Genomic DNA, 13,748 nt, shown 5'->3' with positions numbered 1-13,748 from the left:
GCCGGATCGACCCCCACGTGAGGCGGCCATGACATCGCCGAGTTCATGGCGAAGAGACGGAAACCTCCCCGCGGAGCTCACCAGCTTCGTGGGCAGGGACCGCCTGCTCGCCACCCTCGGGCAACGTCTCCGCGACCACCGGCTCGTGACCGTGACGGGCATCGGCGGCGTGGGCAAGTCGCGCACGGCGCTGCGCGCGGCCCACCAGGTCGCCGGGCACTTCCCCGACGGCGTCTGGTACGCCGACCTGTCCCGCCTGCAGGACCCGTTCATGGTCGCGCACGCGGTCAACGCGGCCCTCGGCATCGCCGACCAGTCGGCGCGCCCGGAGGCGGACACGCTGGCCGAGTGGCTGGGCGACCGTGAGCTGCTGCTCGTCATCGACTCCTGCGAGCACGTCCTGACCGCGGCCGCCGAGCTCATCGAGCGGATCCTGCGCGCGGCCCCGGGCGTGCGGGTGCTCGCCACCAGCAGGCAGTCGCTCGGCGTGCCGGGCGAGCAGTCCGTCCCGGTCCCGCCGCTGGCCGTGCCCGGCGACGACGGCGCCGAGAGCCCGTACGTCAACGAGGCGGTCCTGCTCTTCTCCGAGCGCGCCGCGGCCGTGGTCTCGGGCTTCGCCGTCGACGAGAACAACATCCTGGCCGTCTCCGAGCTGTGCAGGCGGCTGGACGGCATCCCGCTGGCGCTTGAGCTCGCCGCCGTGCGGCTGCGCGCGCTGTCGGTGGAGCAGATCCTCGCGCTGCTGACCGACCGCTTCAGCCTGCTCGCGGGGGCCAGCCGCACCGCGCTGCCGCGCCACCAGACGCTGCGCGCGGCGATCGGCTGGAGCCACGAGCTGTGCGAGCCGGCCGAGCGGCTGCTGTGGGCGCGCCTTTCCATCTTCTCCGGCGACTTCGAGCTGGAGGCCGCCTCTCAGGTCTGCTCCGGCGACACCCTGCCCGAGGGGATCATCATGGACCTGATCTCCGGGCTGGTGGAGAAGTCCATCCTGCTGAGCGTCGCCGAGCGCTCGGGCTCCCGCTACCGCCTGCTGGACACCCTGCGCCAGTACGGCCTCGAGTGGCTGGACAAGCTCGGCGAGACCGAGGACCTGCGCCGCCGGCACCGCGACTACTACCTGGCGCTCGCCGAGCAGGGCGAGATGGCCTGGTCGGGGCCGCGGCAGGTGTACTGGTTCGGGCGCATGCGCCAGGAGCACGACAACATCCGCGCCGCGCTGGACTTCTGCCTGCGCGACCCCCAGGAGGCCCGCACCGGGCTCACGCTGCTGTCCTCGCTGTGGTTCATGTGGGTGGCCTGCGGGTTCGCCCGCGAGGGCCGGCTGTACCTGGAGCGGGCGCTGCGGGCCTCGCCCGACCCGAGCAGGCAGCGCTGCAAGGCGCTGTGGGTGCTGTCGTACGTCCGCAGCGCCCAGGGCGACACCGGCGGCGCGCTGGAGGCCGCGGAGCAGTGCGCGAACGACGCCGTCCGGGTCGGCGACTCGATCGCGGTGATCCTGGCGACCAAGATGCAGGGCACCGCCGCCTGGCTGCAGGGCGACCTGCACAAGGCGACCGCGCTGCTCGGCGTGGCGATCGAGTTCCACCGCAGCGGGCGCGAGCTGAACCCCGGCCTGCTGCCGGCGATCGTCGAGCTGGCGGTCGTGCTCACCCAGCAGGACGAGCTGGAGGAGGCCGAGTCGCTGCTGCGCGACTGCCGCCACCTCTGCGCCGAGCGCGGCGAGCTGTGGCTGCGCTCCTACGCCGTGTGGGCGACCTCGGCGATCGAGCGCATGACGGGCAGGACCGCGGACGCGGTGTTCAGCGCCCAGGAGGCCCTGCGCATCAAGCGCCACTTCCACGACGTGCTCGGGGCCGTGGTGGCGATGGAGACGCTGTCGCAGCTCGCCCTGGACCAGGGGGACGCGGCGCGGGCGGCGCGCATCCTCGGCGCCGCCCAGGTCAACTGGCAGCTCTTCGGCCTCCCCTTGTTCGGCTCGCCGTTCTTCGGCACCGAGCACGAGCAGTGCGTCAAGGAGTGCAAGCGCCTGCTCGGCGAGGAGGCGTACCAGGAGGCCTACCTGCAGGGCACGCGCATGGAGTTCGAGGAGGCCGTCGGCTACGCCATGGGCGAGATCGACGCCGCCGGGTGAGGCCCCGGCGGCTCCTCGGCGCTCAGTTGCGGTCCCGCCAGGCGACGGCGGCGGTGGTGCCCTTCCAGGCGCGGGTGTACCGGGTGCTGGTGAGGGAGTAGGCCACGCTGCCGCTGACCCAGTGCTCCAGCCCGCGCACGTAGGCCATCACCGCCTCCGAGCCCCACGCGGCGATCTCCGCGCGCAGCGCGAGCATCCGGGCCACGGCCCGGTCGCGCAGCCGGCCGATGTGGTCCATGGCCTCCTGGGTGGTCCGGTCGCCGTGCCGGACCAGCACGCTGACCAGGTTGTTGCCCGCGTTGACCCCCTCGCGCTCCTTGGCGTAGGAGAGCAGGTCGTTGTCCCAGACGACGACGTCGTTGGCGCACTCGGTGATGGCACGCACGCCGGGCGCGCGCCGTTCCTCGGGGGTCAGCGCCTGCCCGGTGGCGAGCTCGATCAGCGAGAAGACCGTCGGCATGGCGCCCGTCCTGCGCCGCATGAAGACGTAGTCGTTGTAGTGGGGGACGACGGCGTCCTCGCGGTTGGCGGCCTCCCAGACCTGGGCGAACAGGTAGTCCTTGGTGAGCGCGCGCCAGCCGTCGAGCTGGTCGGCGTTCCCGGCGGCGGCGACCCGGCGCATGACGTCGCGCATGCCCCGCGCGAACGGGTTCTCCACCGGGATGCCCGCGTCGAGGTCGTCCAGGACGATCAGCAGCTGCGGCAGCGCCCTGGCGATCTCGGCGGACCGCCGGTCGGACTCGCAGAAGGCGTCGTCGAACGCGAAGAGCCAGACGCACCAGTCGGTGACCAGCCGGAGCATCTCGTAGGACGCGTAGGGGTAGGCGCGGGCGCCGAGGTAGCCGTAGGCGGCCTCGCGGTAGCGCTCCAGCTCGGCGGGGTCGTCGATCATGCGGCAGGCGCGCAGCCAGGAGAGCGTCTCCCGGTCGACCTGAGCGGCGTAAGGGCTGATCAGGCTGGGAAACGGGCACGACAAATCTGGCAGAACAAGCTGTGATGCCGCTAAATCAGCCATTCCCACATCATGGCAACAAAGACTGCCCGTAACCACATCGCAACTCATTTATGTCCGGCACTATCGGCGGTCGTCCGTGAACCACGCCAGGAACTCCTCCTGGCCGAACATGCGCGCGGTCTCGACGGCCGACGGAGTGCCCTGCCCGGGGTCGGCGCCGGCGTCCAGCAGGGCGCGCACCACGTCGGGCAGTTGCTTGAACACCGCGCCCGCGAGCGGGGTCTGCCCGCGGTCGTTGGCGCGCGAGGGGTCGGCCCCGCGGTCGAGGAGGGCCCGCACCGTGCCGGCGTGGCCGTGGTAGGCGGCGAGCATGAGCAGGGTGTCGCCCTTGTCGTTGTGCAGGTTCGCCGGGACGCCGGCGTCGACGTAGGCGCACAGGCGATCGGTCTGACCGGACCTGGCCATCTGGAACAGGCGGGTGGCGAGCTCCTCGACGTCCTCGCCCGGCCCCGCGTCCCCCCGGCCCGCTGGGTTCTCTGGCACGAGATCCATTGTGCATCCCCCCGGTACCGCCGCGTGCGCGCGGCCCGACGGTGGGTAGCGGGCCACTCGCCCGGCGGAATCCTCGCCACATCCCATAGGTTCTCTCTTGAGAGACGATAGAAAGGCTGGGACCCAAGGTGTTCGACCCGACGGATCTCTACCGGCTCAGCGGCGACCTGCCCGAGCTGACCGATCCGGTGCTGCTCTACCACTTCGAGGGCTTCGTCGACGCCGGAGGCGCCGGGCGGCTCGCCATCGGCCACCTGCTCGCCGAGCTTGAGCACCGGGTCGTGGCGACGTTCGACGTGGACCGCCTCCTCGACTACCGCTCGCGGCGTCCCCTGATGACCTTCGACACCGACCGCTGGGTCGACTGCGAGACTCCTGAGCTCGCCGTCCACCTCGCCCACGACGCGGCGGGCACGCCCTTCCTGCTGATGAGCGGCCCGGAGCCCGACCGCGAGTGGGAGCTGTTCACCGAGGCGGTCGGCGCCCTGGCCACCCGGCTCAACATCGGCAGGCTGGTCACCATGCACGGCATCCCCATGGCCGCGCCGCACACCCGCCCGCTCGGCGTGACCGCCCACGGCACGCGCCCGGAGCTGGTGAGCGGCCCGGGCAGCCCGTTCGGCAAGATCCAGGTGCCGGGCAGCGCCGCCGCGCTGCTGGAGCTGCGGCTCGGCGCCCGCGGCCACGCCGCCCTCGGGTACGCCGTCCACGTCCCGCACTACCTGGCCCAGGCCGAGTACCCCCGGGCGGCGGTGACCGCGCTGGAGGCGGTGACCCGCAGCACGGGGCTGGTGTTCCCGCTGGACGGCCTGCGGGACGCCGCCGAGAAGACCACGGCCGAGATCGAGGAGCAGATCGTCGCCTCCGCCGAGCTGTCCACGGCGATCCAGGGCCTGGAACAGCAGTACGACGCGTTCACCGCCGGGGCCGAGCGCGAGAACCTCATGGCCGAGACGACGCCGATGCCCACGGGAGACGAGCTCGCCGCGCAGTTCGAGCGTTTCCTCGCCGAGCGCGACGAGTCCGACTCATGATCAGTGCCGGCCTGGCCGGGTACGGCACGGCCGGAGAGTTCTTCCACGCCCCGCTCATCGCGGCGACGCCCGGCCTGCGGCTCGCCGCCGTCGTCACCCGGGATCCCGGCCGCGCGGCCCGCGTCGCCCGCGACCACCCCGGCGCCCGGGTCGTCCCCTCCGCCGACGAGCTCCTGGCGCTCGGCCTCGACGTGATCGTGATCGCCTCGCCGAACCGCACGCACGTCCCGCTGGCCCGCGCCGCGCTGTCGGCGGGGCTGCCCGTGGTGGTGGACAAACCGCTCGCCGGCACCGCCGCCGAGGCCGTGGAGCTGATCGGCCTGGCGCGCGAGCGCGGCCTGATGCTGACGGTCTTCCAGAACCGCCGCTGGGACGGCGACTTCCTGACGCTGCGCACGCTCGACCTCGGCGAGGTCCACCGCTTCGAGTCCCGGTTCGAGCGCTGGCGTCCGGTGCCCAAGGGAGGGTGGCGCGAGAACGGCGGGCCCGAGGAGCTGGGCGGGCTGCTGTACGACCTGGGCAGCCATCTGGTCGACCAGGCGCTGCGCTATCTCGGCCCGGTGGCCTCGGTGTACGCCGAGACCGACGTGCGGCGGCCGGGGGTGGGCGCGGACGACGACGCGTTCGTCGCGCTGACCCACGCGGGCGGCGCGCGCTCCCATCTGTGGATGAGCTCGGTGGCCGCACGGCCGGGACCACGCCTGCGAGTGCTCGGCTCGCGCGCCGCCTACGTCAAGTGGGGGCTGGACGTGCAGGAGGAGCGGCTGCGCGCGGGCGAGCGCCCGGGCGTGCCCGGCTGGGGCGCCGAGCCTCCGGAGCGGTGGGGCACGCTCGGGACGGACGGCGACGCCCGGCCCGTCGCGACCGTGCCGGGCGCCTACCAGGAGTTCTACGCCGGGGTGGTGGCCTGCCTGCGCGACGGCGCGCCGCCGCCCGTCGATCCGTCCGAGGTGGCGGAGGCCCTGGCGGTGCTGCACGCGGCCCGCACGTCCGCGGCCGAGGGCCGCGCGGTCGCGCTGGACGCGCGGGCGTTCTGAGGGCTCAGCCGAGCAGCCGCGCGCGCAGGGCGCCGGCGTCGCCGGAGGTCCAGCCGTTGCGCTCCAGCCAGCCGAGCGGCCCGTCGTATCGCTGGTCGAGCAGGCCCAGGAAGTGCTCCATGTGCTCCCGGCGCGGCATGTGGCTGTCGGCGGGCCGGTTGTCCAGGTCGTCGCGGTAGGTCGCGGTGGACCGCAGCCGGGCGAGGATCCGCTCCATGCGGTCGCCGGTCTGGGCGTAGTCGGCGACGATGGCCTCGCGGGTGACCCCGGCGACCGACAGGGCGAGCGCGCAGACGACCCCGGTCCTGTCCTTGCCCGCCGCGCAGTGCACGAGCGCCGCGCCGTCCCCCCGCGAGAGCACCCGCAGGGCGGCGACGACCGCGTCGGGCCGGTCGCGCAGGTAGCCCTGGTAGAAGCCGATCACCCTGCTCTCGCGCGTGCCCTCCTCGTGGCGGCCCTGCCAGGGCAGCACCCGGTCGGCGTCGATGCGGCGGCCGGCGGGCGCCGGGACGCCGGTGTCGGCCTCGACGTCGGTGTACAGGCCGCCCTCGGCGAAGAGGGTCAGGTGATGGATGCCGACCCCCGGCACGCGGGTCAGCGGGCCCGGGCCCTCGAGGGCGACCTCGTTGTTGGAGCGCAGGTCGATCACGTCGCGCAGCTTGATCTCGCCGACGAGCCTGCGCACGTCGGCGTCGGTGAGGTCCTGCAGGTTGTCCGAGCGGAGCACCCGCCCGAACCGCGTCGTCCGGCCGTCCATCGTGGGGAGACCGCCGAGGTCCCGCACGTTGACGGCTCCGTCAAGGGCTATCCACCTCGTTACTTCGCTCATCACCTACCAGCCTATCTGGGCCCTATGTCCGCACGGAGAACACCGCGCACGGCAAAGTGTCAAAAGACATGTCCATCACGTGACGGCTGCCATCCCGGCGAAAAGCACCACATGGTGTAAAAGGGTGAGCCCTCATGGACCTCGCCCCGGAGTGGAGGCCGTGCGGGCTCGCCGCCGGCCGCCTTCCCCAGGAGGTTCATGTGGACGCACGCACGCCGCCGCGCGAGTTCCCCCGGCTCGTCCTCGACCCGGCGCTGCCGCCGGGGGTCGCCGAGACGCTGCGCTCCGGCCCCGCCGCGCTCACGGCCGTGCGCGCCGGGGCCGTCCCCCCGCGCGCGGGCCCCCGCCCCTCCGCGGTCGCGGTCGTGGCCCTGTTCCTCCTGGCGACCCTCGCGCTGGCCGGGCCGTGGGGCATGGCCGCGCTCGGCGCCGTCATCGCGGGGCTGTCCGGCGTCCACGCGCTGGCGGGCGACCCCGCGCGCCGCGAGGCACGGCGGCGGCTGCGCGTGGCCGCGGCGCACGCCGACCGGTTCGTCCTCCCCGGCGACCTGGACGCCGAGTCCCGGGAGATGCTGGCCAGGGCGCAGCGGGCGGCCGAGGAGGTGCTGCGGTCGCGGGTGCACCACGCCGGGATGCTCGACGCCATCGACAACGCCGCGACCCTCCCGGCCGAGGTCTGGCGGCTCGCCGTACGGCTGGCCGACCTCACCCGCACCCGTGCGGAGCACCACCGGATCGTGCCCCGCGACGTGCCCGACGACGTGGCCGCCGTCTTCGGCCCCTACGCCGAGGCGCTGGAGCGGGCGCACCGCTCGCTCGGGGCGCGGGTGGCCGCCCTGGAGGAGTACGCGGCCGGGGTGCGCAGGGCGGACGCGGTGTTCCACGCGCACCGGCAGCTCGGGGTGCTGCGGGAGCGCACCCCCGACTACGAGCGCCTGCTGGCCGAGACCGAGGAGGACCACCTGGCCGTCCCCCACACCGGCCGCCTCACCGCGCAGGCCCACGAGGTGGAGCGCCTCTTCCGCGCGACCCTGGCGGAGGCCCGGCGCGCCGGCGGCCTCTGCCTGCCCGCCGCGGACCGCCCGCGCACTCCCAGCCGCACCTGACCCCCGGCCGCCGGGTCGCGGCAAGTGATCACCTTGCCGCAACCCGGCGCACGCCTTCAATTCACGCGTCCGTAATTGAGGTAGCCGAAAGCGTACAATTCGGTCAGCACGCCTAATGGGCTCGTTTCACAGCAATTGCGCTGACAACACACTGTCCCCTTTAATCTCTGTGGACATTGTGTTTCGGCCCGGCGGCCGACCACCGCAGTGGAGCAGATCGGAAGGCGACCCGTCATGACCGCGCTCATCGAGGTCCATGACGCGCGCGTCCACTACCTGTCCACCGGGTCCCCCGGGTCCCCCGACCCCGCCCGCCGCCCCGCGCTCGGCCCGGTCTCGCTGACCGTGCGCCCCGGGGACCTCACGCTGGTCAGCGGCCCGTCCGGATGCGGCAAGAGCACGCTGCTGCGCCTGCTCAACGGCCTGATCCCGCACGCCTACCGGGCCGAGGTCACCGGCGAGGTGCGCGTCGGCGGCCGTCCCGTCGCCGGCATGACGGTGCGCGAGCTGTCCACCGTCGTCGGCACGATGCTCCAGGACCCGCGCCGCCAGGTCGTCGGCACCACCGTCGCCGCTGAGATCGCCTTCGGCCCGGAGAACCTGGGCCTGCCGCGCGAGGAGATCCACCGCAGGATCGCCGCCATCGCCGGCCGCGTCGGCGTCGGCCACCTGCTGGAGCGGGCCACCTCCGAGCTGAGCGGCGGCGAGCTCCAGCTGGTCGCCTTCGCGGGCGTGCTCGCCATGGACCCCAAGGTGGTGGTCGTGGACGAGCCGCTGGCCAACCTCGACCCCGCGGCCGGCCTGCGCCTGATGCGCGAGATCAGGAGGTTCGTCGACGAGGGCGGCGCGGCCGTGGTCGTCGAGCACCGGGTCGAGGAGATCCTGGAGTTCGGCCCCGGCGAGGTGCTCTACCTGGAGGACGGCGCCACCCGCTACCTCGGCCCCGTGGAGGGGTTCCTGCGCGTCGCCCCCGCCGGGCACGTCAAGCTGCCGTTCCCCACCCTGGTCGCCCGCGCCGCCGAACTGCCCGCCGTGCCCCCGCCGCCCCGGCCGGACACCGGCCCGCCGGTGCCGCGCCTCGAATACCGCGGAGTCACGCTGGCGTACGGCCCGCGCGCCGTGCTCACCGGGGTCGACCTCGCGCTCGGCGCCCGCCAGCGGATCGCGGTCCTCGGCCCGAACGGGGCCGGCAAGTCCACCCTGTTGCGCGCCGCCGTCATGCTCGTCACCGCCTCCCGCGGCGAGGTGCTGGTGGACGGCTCCCCGGTGGCCGAGCGCTCGATCATCAGCCTGGCCACGACCTTCGGCTACGTGTTCCAGAACCCCGGGCAGGCGCTGTTCAGCGCCACCGTCGGCCGCGAGCTGGCCTTCGGGCCGCGCAACCTCGGCAGGCGCCCCGAGGAGATCGCCGAGGACGCGGCGGAGGTCCTGCGGGCGACGCTGCTCGACGGCGAGGCCGGCATCATGGACCGCCCGCCGCGGACGCTGTCGTTCGGGCAGCAGCGCCGTCTCACCGTCGCCCTGGCCCTAGCCATGCGCCCCCGCACGCTCATCCTGGACGAGCCCACCGCGGGACAGGACCTCCACACCACCACCGCGTTCATGGGCCACGCCCTCGCGGCCGGCGGCGTGGAGAGCGTCTACTTCATCACCCACGACGTGGACCTCGCCCTCACCTACGCCGACCGCGTCGTCGTCGTGGACGACGGGCGCGTGGTCGCCGACGCCTCCCCCGCCGACCTGGCCCGCGCCGAGGACGTCTGGGCCGGGGCGGGACTGCGCGCCACCGGCCTGGTCCGCGCGCTCCGCGAACATCTTTCCGGACTCCCCGCGTCCGGCGCCGCCCCGATCCCCCACCCCTTCGATCTGGCACGCCACATATCGCTCTCGGCCCATCCCTCCGGCTCGACCCCGTTCCACCAGGAAGGACCCACCCCCTCATGAGCGCAGACGCGGCGCCCTGGCGACGGCCGTTACTGGATGTCTCATCCCGGACCGTCGTCTACGGCGCGGTCGGCGCGGCGCTCTACGCCGCGCTCGGCCTGTTCAGCTTCCTTATCCCCGGCACCCAGAACGTCACCGTCCGTCCCGCGTTCGCGCTGGTCCCCTTCTTCGGCAAGCGCTTCGGCGTCATCGCCGGCGCCTTCACCGGACTGGTCGGCAACCTCCTCATCGATCTCGCCCAGGGCGCCGGGCTCGCGTACTGGAACTGGAGCGTCGCCAACGGGCTGGTGGGCGCCCTCGCCGGGCTGATCTTCGCGGTGCTGCCGCCGATCACCGGCGAGGCGCCGCGCCTGGTCGTGACGGCCGTCGGCGCCCTGGTCGCCACCGCCGCGGGGCTGCTCTTCGTCGCCACCGACATGTGGGTGCAGGGCATCGACGTCACCACCTTCCTGACCCTCAACTACGGGCCCGCGCTGCTGGCCAACGCCATCGCCGTCGTCATCCTCACTCCGGCCCTCGACGCGCTCTGGGAGCCGCTGTCCAAGCGCGCCGGCCGGTGAACCGATGGACGTCACGCCGCGCCACCTGGGCGCGGACTCCTTCCTCGGCCGCCGCGACCCGCGGGTGCTGCTGCTGGTGCCCGTGCTCCACCTGGTGGCCGTGGCGGGGATCGACGACCTGCGCGCGGTCCTCGCCTGCACGGTCGTCGCCCTGCTGTACTACCGCGCCGCGGGCATCCCGTGGCGCGGCGTGCGGGCCAACTGGGCGTTCATGCTGGCGTTCACCACGCTGCTCGTCGCCGCCAACAGCGTGTTCACCGCGGCCGACACACGCGCCGGCGAGGGGGTGCTGGTCACGATCCCGGGCACCGGCGCCGAGGTGAGCTGGACCACGCTGTCGTACGCCGCCACGCTGCTGGTGCGCTACGTCTCGCTGGCGCTGGTCGGGTTCCCCGTGGCGTTCACCATCGCCCCGAGCGACCTCGGCGTGGCGTTCGCGCGGCTCGGCCTGTCCCAGCGCCTGGCGTACGGAGTGGACCTCACCTTCCGCTTCCTGCCCTCCACCTGGGCGAACCTGAACGAGACCGTGGACGCCCAGCGGCTGCGAGGATACGAGCACAGCCGCAGCCGCAACCCGGTCAGGCGCCTGCTGACGCTGAAGCCCGTCGTGGTGCCGGTGACGGTGAACGCCCTGATCGACGCCGAGGACACCGTCAACGCCATGGACCTGCGCGGCTTCGGCGGCAGGCACCGCACGTGGACGCGCGAGCTGTCCTTCGACCGGGCGGACCTGCTCCTGCTCGGCGGCTTCGCCGCGATGGCGGCCGTGGCCACGGCCGCCAAGCTCCTCGGGCTGACCGGGACGGTATGGGTGCCGTGACGGTGGTCCACCACTGCGACTGGAGGTAATTCGTGGGCGTCAGCCTCACGGCGATCGTCAACCGGCTCGGCGGGCCGCCGCGCGCGCTCGTCCGCGCCGCGGCCGGCGCCGGTGAGCCGTCCGGGCGGGAGCGCACGCTCCGCTTCAAGCTCTACTCGCTGCTGAGCCTGCCGATCGTGGCGCTCATCGTGCTGTGGAGCTTCTTCACCGGGCACTTGGTCGGCGACCTGTTCGCCCTGCGCACGGCGGTCACGCAGTACGAGCAGGTCGCGACCCCGGCGTCGGCCGTCGCCGACCACGTGCGGCGCGAGCGCCACCTGTCCGCCCTGGTGCTGAGCGGGACCACGCCCGACGCGGGCGACCTCGTGACCGCCCGCCAGGAGACCGACGCCGCGGTGGCGCGGCTCCACGAGCGCACGGCCTCGGAGGAGGCGGGGACGGTCATCGGGGCCGACGTGGCCGAGGGCCTCGACGACCTGGAGCGGCAACTGGAGCGCCTCGGCGGCGTCCGGGAGGAGGTCGACGCGCGGGCCGTCGACCGCCTGACGGCCGTGCAGCGGTACACCGAGATCCAGGACGCGCTCTATCGGATGGCCGACCGGCTCGTCACCGTGCCCGACCCCGCCCTGTACCGGCAGTCCACCGGCCTGCAGACCATCGCCAGGTCGCGGGAGATGCTCGCCCAGGAGGACGCCCTGCTGTCGGGCGCGCTGCTGCGCGGCACGCTCGGCCTCGACGAGCAGCGTGAGTTCGCCCAGATCGTCGCCGGGCGCGCGCTGCTGCTGGACCGGGGCGTGCAGGCGCTGGACCCCGAGGTGCGCGCTCCCTACGACACGCTGCTCGCCTCGGCCGACTACAAGCGGCTCATCGCCATCGAGAACGAGGTCGCCGCCCGGCGCGGCGCGCTCGCGCGGGCCTCGGCGTGGCAGGGCCTGGCCGGGGGGCTCGGCACGCGCATGGACCGCCTCGACGCCGAGCGCACGACGCTGCTCACCGGGCGCGCCGACGGCGTCGCCGCGGGCATCATCGCCCGGATCGTCATCGCCGGCGGCGCGGGACTGCTGGCCATCCTCCTCGCCGTCGTGCTGTCGGCCCGCCTCGGGCGCGGGCTCTCCCACGAGCTGACCGACCTGCGCTCCGCGGCCCTGGACCTGGCCGACGTCCGGCTTCCCGCCGTCGTCGCCAAGCTGCGCGCCGGCGCGCCGGTCGACGTCGGCACCGACGCGCCGCCCATCCCCGTCACCGGCACCACCCTGGAGGTGCGCGACGTCGCCCGGGCGTTCTCGACCGTGCGGCGCACGGCCGTCGAGGCGGCGGTCGGGCAGGCCGACCTGCGCAAGGGCGTCAGCCTGGTGTTCCGCAACCTGGCGCGGCGCAACCAGTCGCTGCTGCACCGGCAGCTCAGCCACCTGGACACGATGCAGCGCAAGACCAGCGCCCCCGACGCCCTGGCGGACCTGTTCCGGCTGGACCACCTCACCACGCGCATGCGCCGCCAGGCCGAGGGCCTGATCATCCTGTCCGGCGCCCCGGCCGGGCGCGCCTGGCGCAAGCCGGTGCCGGTGCACGACGTGGTGCGCGGCTCGGTGGCCGAGGTCGAGGACTACACGCGCGTCACCGTCCTGCCCATGCCGGACGCGTCGCTGGCCGGCACGGCCGTGGCCGACGTGATCCACCTGCTCGCCGAGCTGGTGGAGAACGCCACCGTCTTCTCGCCGCCCAGCACCCGGGTGCACATCAGGGGCGACCAGGTCGGCCACGGGTTCGCCGTCGAGATCGAGGACCGCGGCCTCGGGATGGCGGCCGAGGACCGCGACGAGATCAACCGCCGCCTCGCGGACCCGCCGGAGTTCGACCTCGCCGACAGCGACCGGCTCGGCCTGTTCGTGGTCAGCCGGCTGGCGGCCCGGCACGACATCAAGGTGGCCCTGCGCCGCTCGCCCTACGGCGGCACCACGGCCGTCGTGCTGCTGCCGCACACGCTGGTCATCCCGGCCGGCCGGGACGCGCCCGTGGACGTGACGGGCGACCCGCGGGGACCGCGGCCGGAACCCGCCCGGTGACGGGCGAGCCCGGCGAGGACGGTGACACGGTGCCGGCCTCGCCGGGCGGCTCGCCTCAGCCCACGCGGCCTTCGGCGAGGAGCGCGGCCAGTTCGGGGATGCCGTCGACGATCAGGTCCGCCCGGCGGGCCTCGGGGCGCTCGGCGTGCAGGTAGCCCCACGGGCCCCGGCGCAGCAGCGCCGTGCGCATGCCCGCGGCCGCGGCCGGGAGCACGTCGTTGTCCAGCCGGTCCCCCACGTACAGGATGTCGCCGGGGTCGCGGCCGGCGACCGCGGCGACCTTGGCGAAGAACGCCGGGTCGGGCTTGCTGACCCCCCACCCGGCCGAGGTGTGGACGCCGTCCACGGGCAGGTCCATCGCCACGAGCGCGCCGTAGGCCTGCGGCGGCTGGTTCCCGGCCACGATCACCTGGTGGCCCGCCTCGCGCAGCGCCGTCAGGCCGGGCCGCACGTCGGGGTACAGGTCGCCGGCGTCGAAGTTCTCGCGCAGGCCGCCGGGGTCGTCACGCCGCCAGGCCGCGATCTCGGCGTCCAGGTCGATGCCCGGCCGCACGATGTGGAACGCCTCGCGGTGCGAGCGGTCGAGCGCCGCCATGCCGCCGAGCACCCCCATGAGGACGAAACGCGGCACCCCCAGGCGGTCCGCCCACCGCGACCAGATCCGCGTCTCGTCGATGAGCGTCTCGCCGACGTCGAACACCACCGCCAGTGCCACCC

12 protein-coding genes are annotated in these 13,748 nt (G+C 74.1%); 8 read left to right on the top strand and 4 right to left on the bottom strand.

The window, feature by feature from the left end:
• Positions 1 to 88: 88 nt before the first annotated feature.
• Positions 89 to 2,131, top strand: coding sequence for an ATP-binding protein (locus tag BJ981_RS30075; protein WP_239139290.1), 2,043 nt, complete (start codon positions 89 to 91; stop codon positions 2,129 to 2,131).
• A gap of 22 nt (positions 2,132 to 2,153) precedes the next feature.
• Here the strand turns inward: BJ981_RS30075 and BJ981_RS30070 are convergent, their stop codons facing one another.
• Both BJ981_RS30070 and BJ981_RS30065 read right to left on the bottom strand, forming a co-directional pair.
• On the bottom strand, positions 2,154 to 3,107 hold the full coding sequence (locus BJ981_RS30070; protein ID WP_184616800.1) for a 4-epi-cubebol synthase: 954 nt from the start codon (positions 3,105 to 3,107) through the stop codon (positions 2,154 to 2,156).
• A 99-nt stretch (positions 3,108 to 3,206) separates the two neighbouring features.
• Positions 3,207 to 3,551, bottom strand: coding sequence for an ankyrin repeat domain-containing protein (locus BJ981_RS30065; RefSeq protein ID WP_239139296.1), 345 nt, complete (start codon positions 3,549 to 3,551; stop codon positions 3,207 to 3,209).
• A gap of 215 nt (positions 3,552 to 3,766) precedes the next feature.
• Here BJ981_RS30065 and BJ981_RS30060 point away from each other — a divergent pair, with 215 nt between their 5' ends.
• Positions 3,767 to 4,672 carry a proteasome assembly chaperone family protein gene (locus BJ981_RS30060; protein ID WP_184616798.1) on the top strand — a complete coding sequence of 302 codons (906 nt, stop codon included), beginning with the start codon at positions 3,767 to 3,769 and terminating at the stop codon, positions 4,670 to 4,672.
• A complete protein-coding gene (locus tag BJ981_RS30055) occupies positions 4,669 to 5,709 on the top strand; it encodes a Gfo/Idh/MocA family oxidoreductase (protein ID WP_184616797.1) in 1,041 nt (346 codons plus the stop codon). The genes BJ981_RS30060 and BJ981_RS30055 overlap by 4 nt, the downstream gene beginning before the upstream one ends.
• 4 nt (positions 5,710 to 5,713) lie before the next feature.
• Here BJ981_RS30055 and BJ981_RS30050 read toward each other — a convergent pair whose 3' ends face one another.
• The gene (locus BJ981_RS30050; RefSeq protein WP_184616796.1) at positions 5,714 to 6,538 is read right to left on the bottom strand and encodes a tyrosine-protein phosphatase; all 825 of its coding nucleotides are present in this window, start codon (positions 6,536 to 6,538) and stop codon (positions 5,714 to 5,716) included.
• Between the two features lie 200 nt (positions 6,539 to 6,738).
• On the opposite strand from BJ981_RS30050, the gene BJ981_RS30045 reads away from it, so the two are divergent.
• From BJ981_RS30045 to BJ981_RS30025, 5 genes are all read left to right on the top strand, one after another.
• On the top strand, positions 6,739 to 7,644 hold the full coding sequence (locus tag BJ981_RS30045) for a hypothetical protein (protein ID WP_184616795.1): 906 nt from the start codon (positions 6,739 to 6,741) through the stop codon (positions 7,642 to 7,644).
• Between the two features lie 234 nt (positions 7,645 to 7,878).
• Positions 7,879 to 9,588: an ABC transporter ATP-binding protein gene (locus BJ981_RS30040; RefSeq protein WP_184616794.1), complete on the top strand. Its 1,710-nt coding sequence runs from the start codon at positions 7,879 to 7,881 to the stop codon at positions 9,586 to 9,588.
• Positions 9,585 to 10,148: an ECF transporter S component gene (locus BJ981_RS30035; RefSeq protein ID WP_184616793.1), complete on the top strand. Its 564-nt coding sequence runs from the start codon at positions 9,585 to 9,587 to the stop codon at positions 10,146 to 10,148. Before BJ981_RS30040 ends, BJ981_RS30035 begins: the two co-directional genes overlap by 4 nt.
• A gap of 4 nt (positions 10,149 to 10,152) precedes the next feature.
• Positions 10,153 to 10,968 (top strand): energy-coupling factor transporter transmembrane component T family protein, encoded by an 816-nt coding sequence (locus BJ981_RS30030; RefSeq protein WP_184616792.1) that lies wholly within the window; start codon positions 10,153 to 10,155, stop codon positions 10,966 to 10,968.
• A 32-nt stretch (positions 10,969 to 11,000) separates the two neighbouring features.
• Positions 11,001 to 13,031: a sensor histidine kinase gene (locus BJ981_RS30025; RefSeq protein ID WP_184616791.1), complete on the top strand. Its 2,031-nt coding sequence runs from the start codon at positions 11,001 to 11,003 to the stop codon at positions 13,029 to 13,031.
• Positions 13,032 to 13,086: 55 nt separating this feature from the next.
• Here BJ981_RS30025 and BJ981_RS30020 read toward each other — a convergent pair whose 3' ends face one another.
• Entirely contained in the window at positions 13,087 to 13,746 is a 660-nt protein-coding gene (locus BJ981_RS30020; RefSeq protein ID WP_239139291.1) for an HAD family hydrolase, read from the bottom strand.
• Positions 13,747 to 13,748 lie beyond the last annotated feature (2 nt).

This window comes from Sphaerisporangium krabiense, from assembly GCF_014200435.1.
GTDB lineage: Bacteria > Actinomycetota > Actinomycetes > Streptosporangiales > Streptosporangiaceae > Sphaerisporangium > Sphaerisporangium krabiense.
The sequence above is the reverse complement of the archived record's forward strand: the minus strand, read 5'-3'. Positions and strand labels throughout refer to the sequence as shown.

Coding starts and splice junctions, on each gene's coding strand:
- BJ981_RS30030 (WP_184616792.1), top strand. CDS start 10,153: ATGGACGTCACGCCGCGCCACCTGGGCGCGGACTCCTTCCTCGGCCGC.
- BJ981_RS30050 (WP_184616796.1), bottom strand. CDS start 6,538: ATGAGCGAAGTAACGAGGTGGATAGCCCTTGACGGAGCCGTCAACGTG.
- BJ981_RS30055 (WP_184616797.1), top strand. CDS start 4,669: ATGATCAGTGCCGGCCTGGCCGGGTACGGCACGGCCGGAGAGTTCTTC.
- BJ981_RS30040 (WP_184616794.1), top strand. CDS start 7,879: ATGACCGCGCTCATCGAGGTCCATGACGCGCGCGTCCACTACCTGTCC.
- BJ981_RS30065 (WP_239139296.1), bottom strand. CDS start 3,551: ATGGCCAGGTCCGGTCAGACCGATCGCCTGTGCGCCTACGTCGACGCC.
- BJ981_RS30035 (WP_184616793.1), top strand. CDS start 9,585: ATGAGCGCAGACGCGGCGCCCTGGCGACGGCCGTTACTGGATGTCTCA.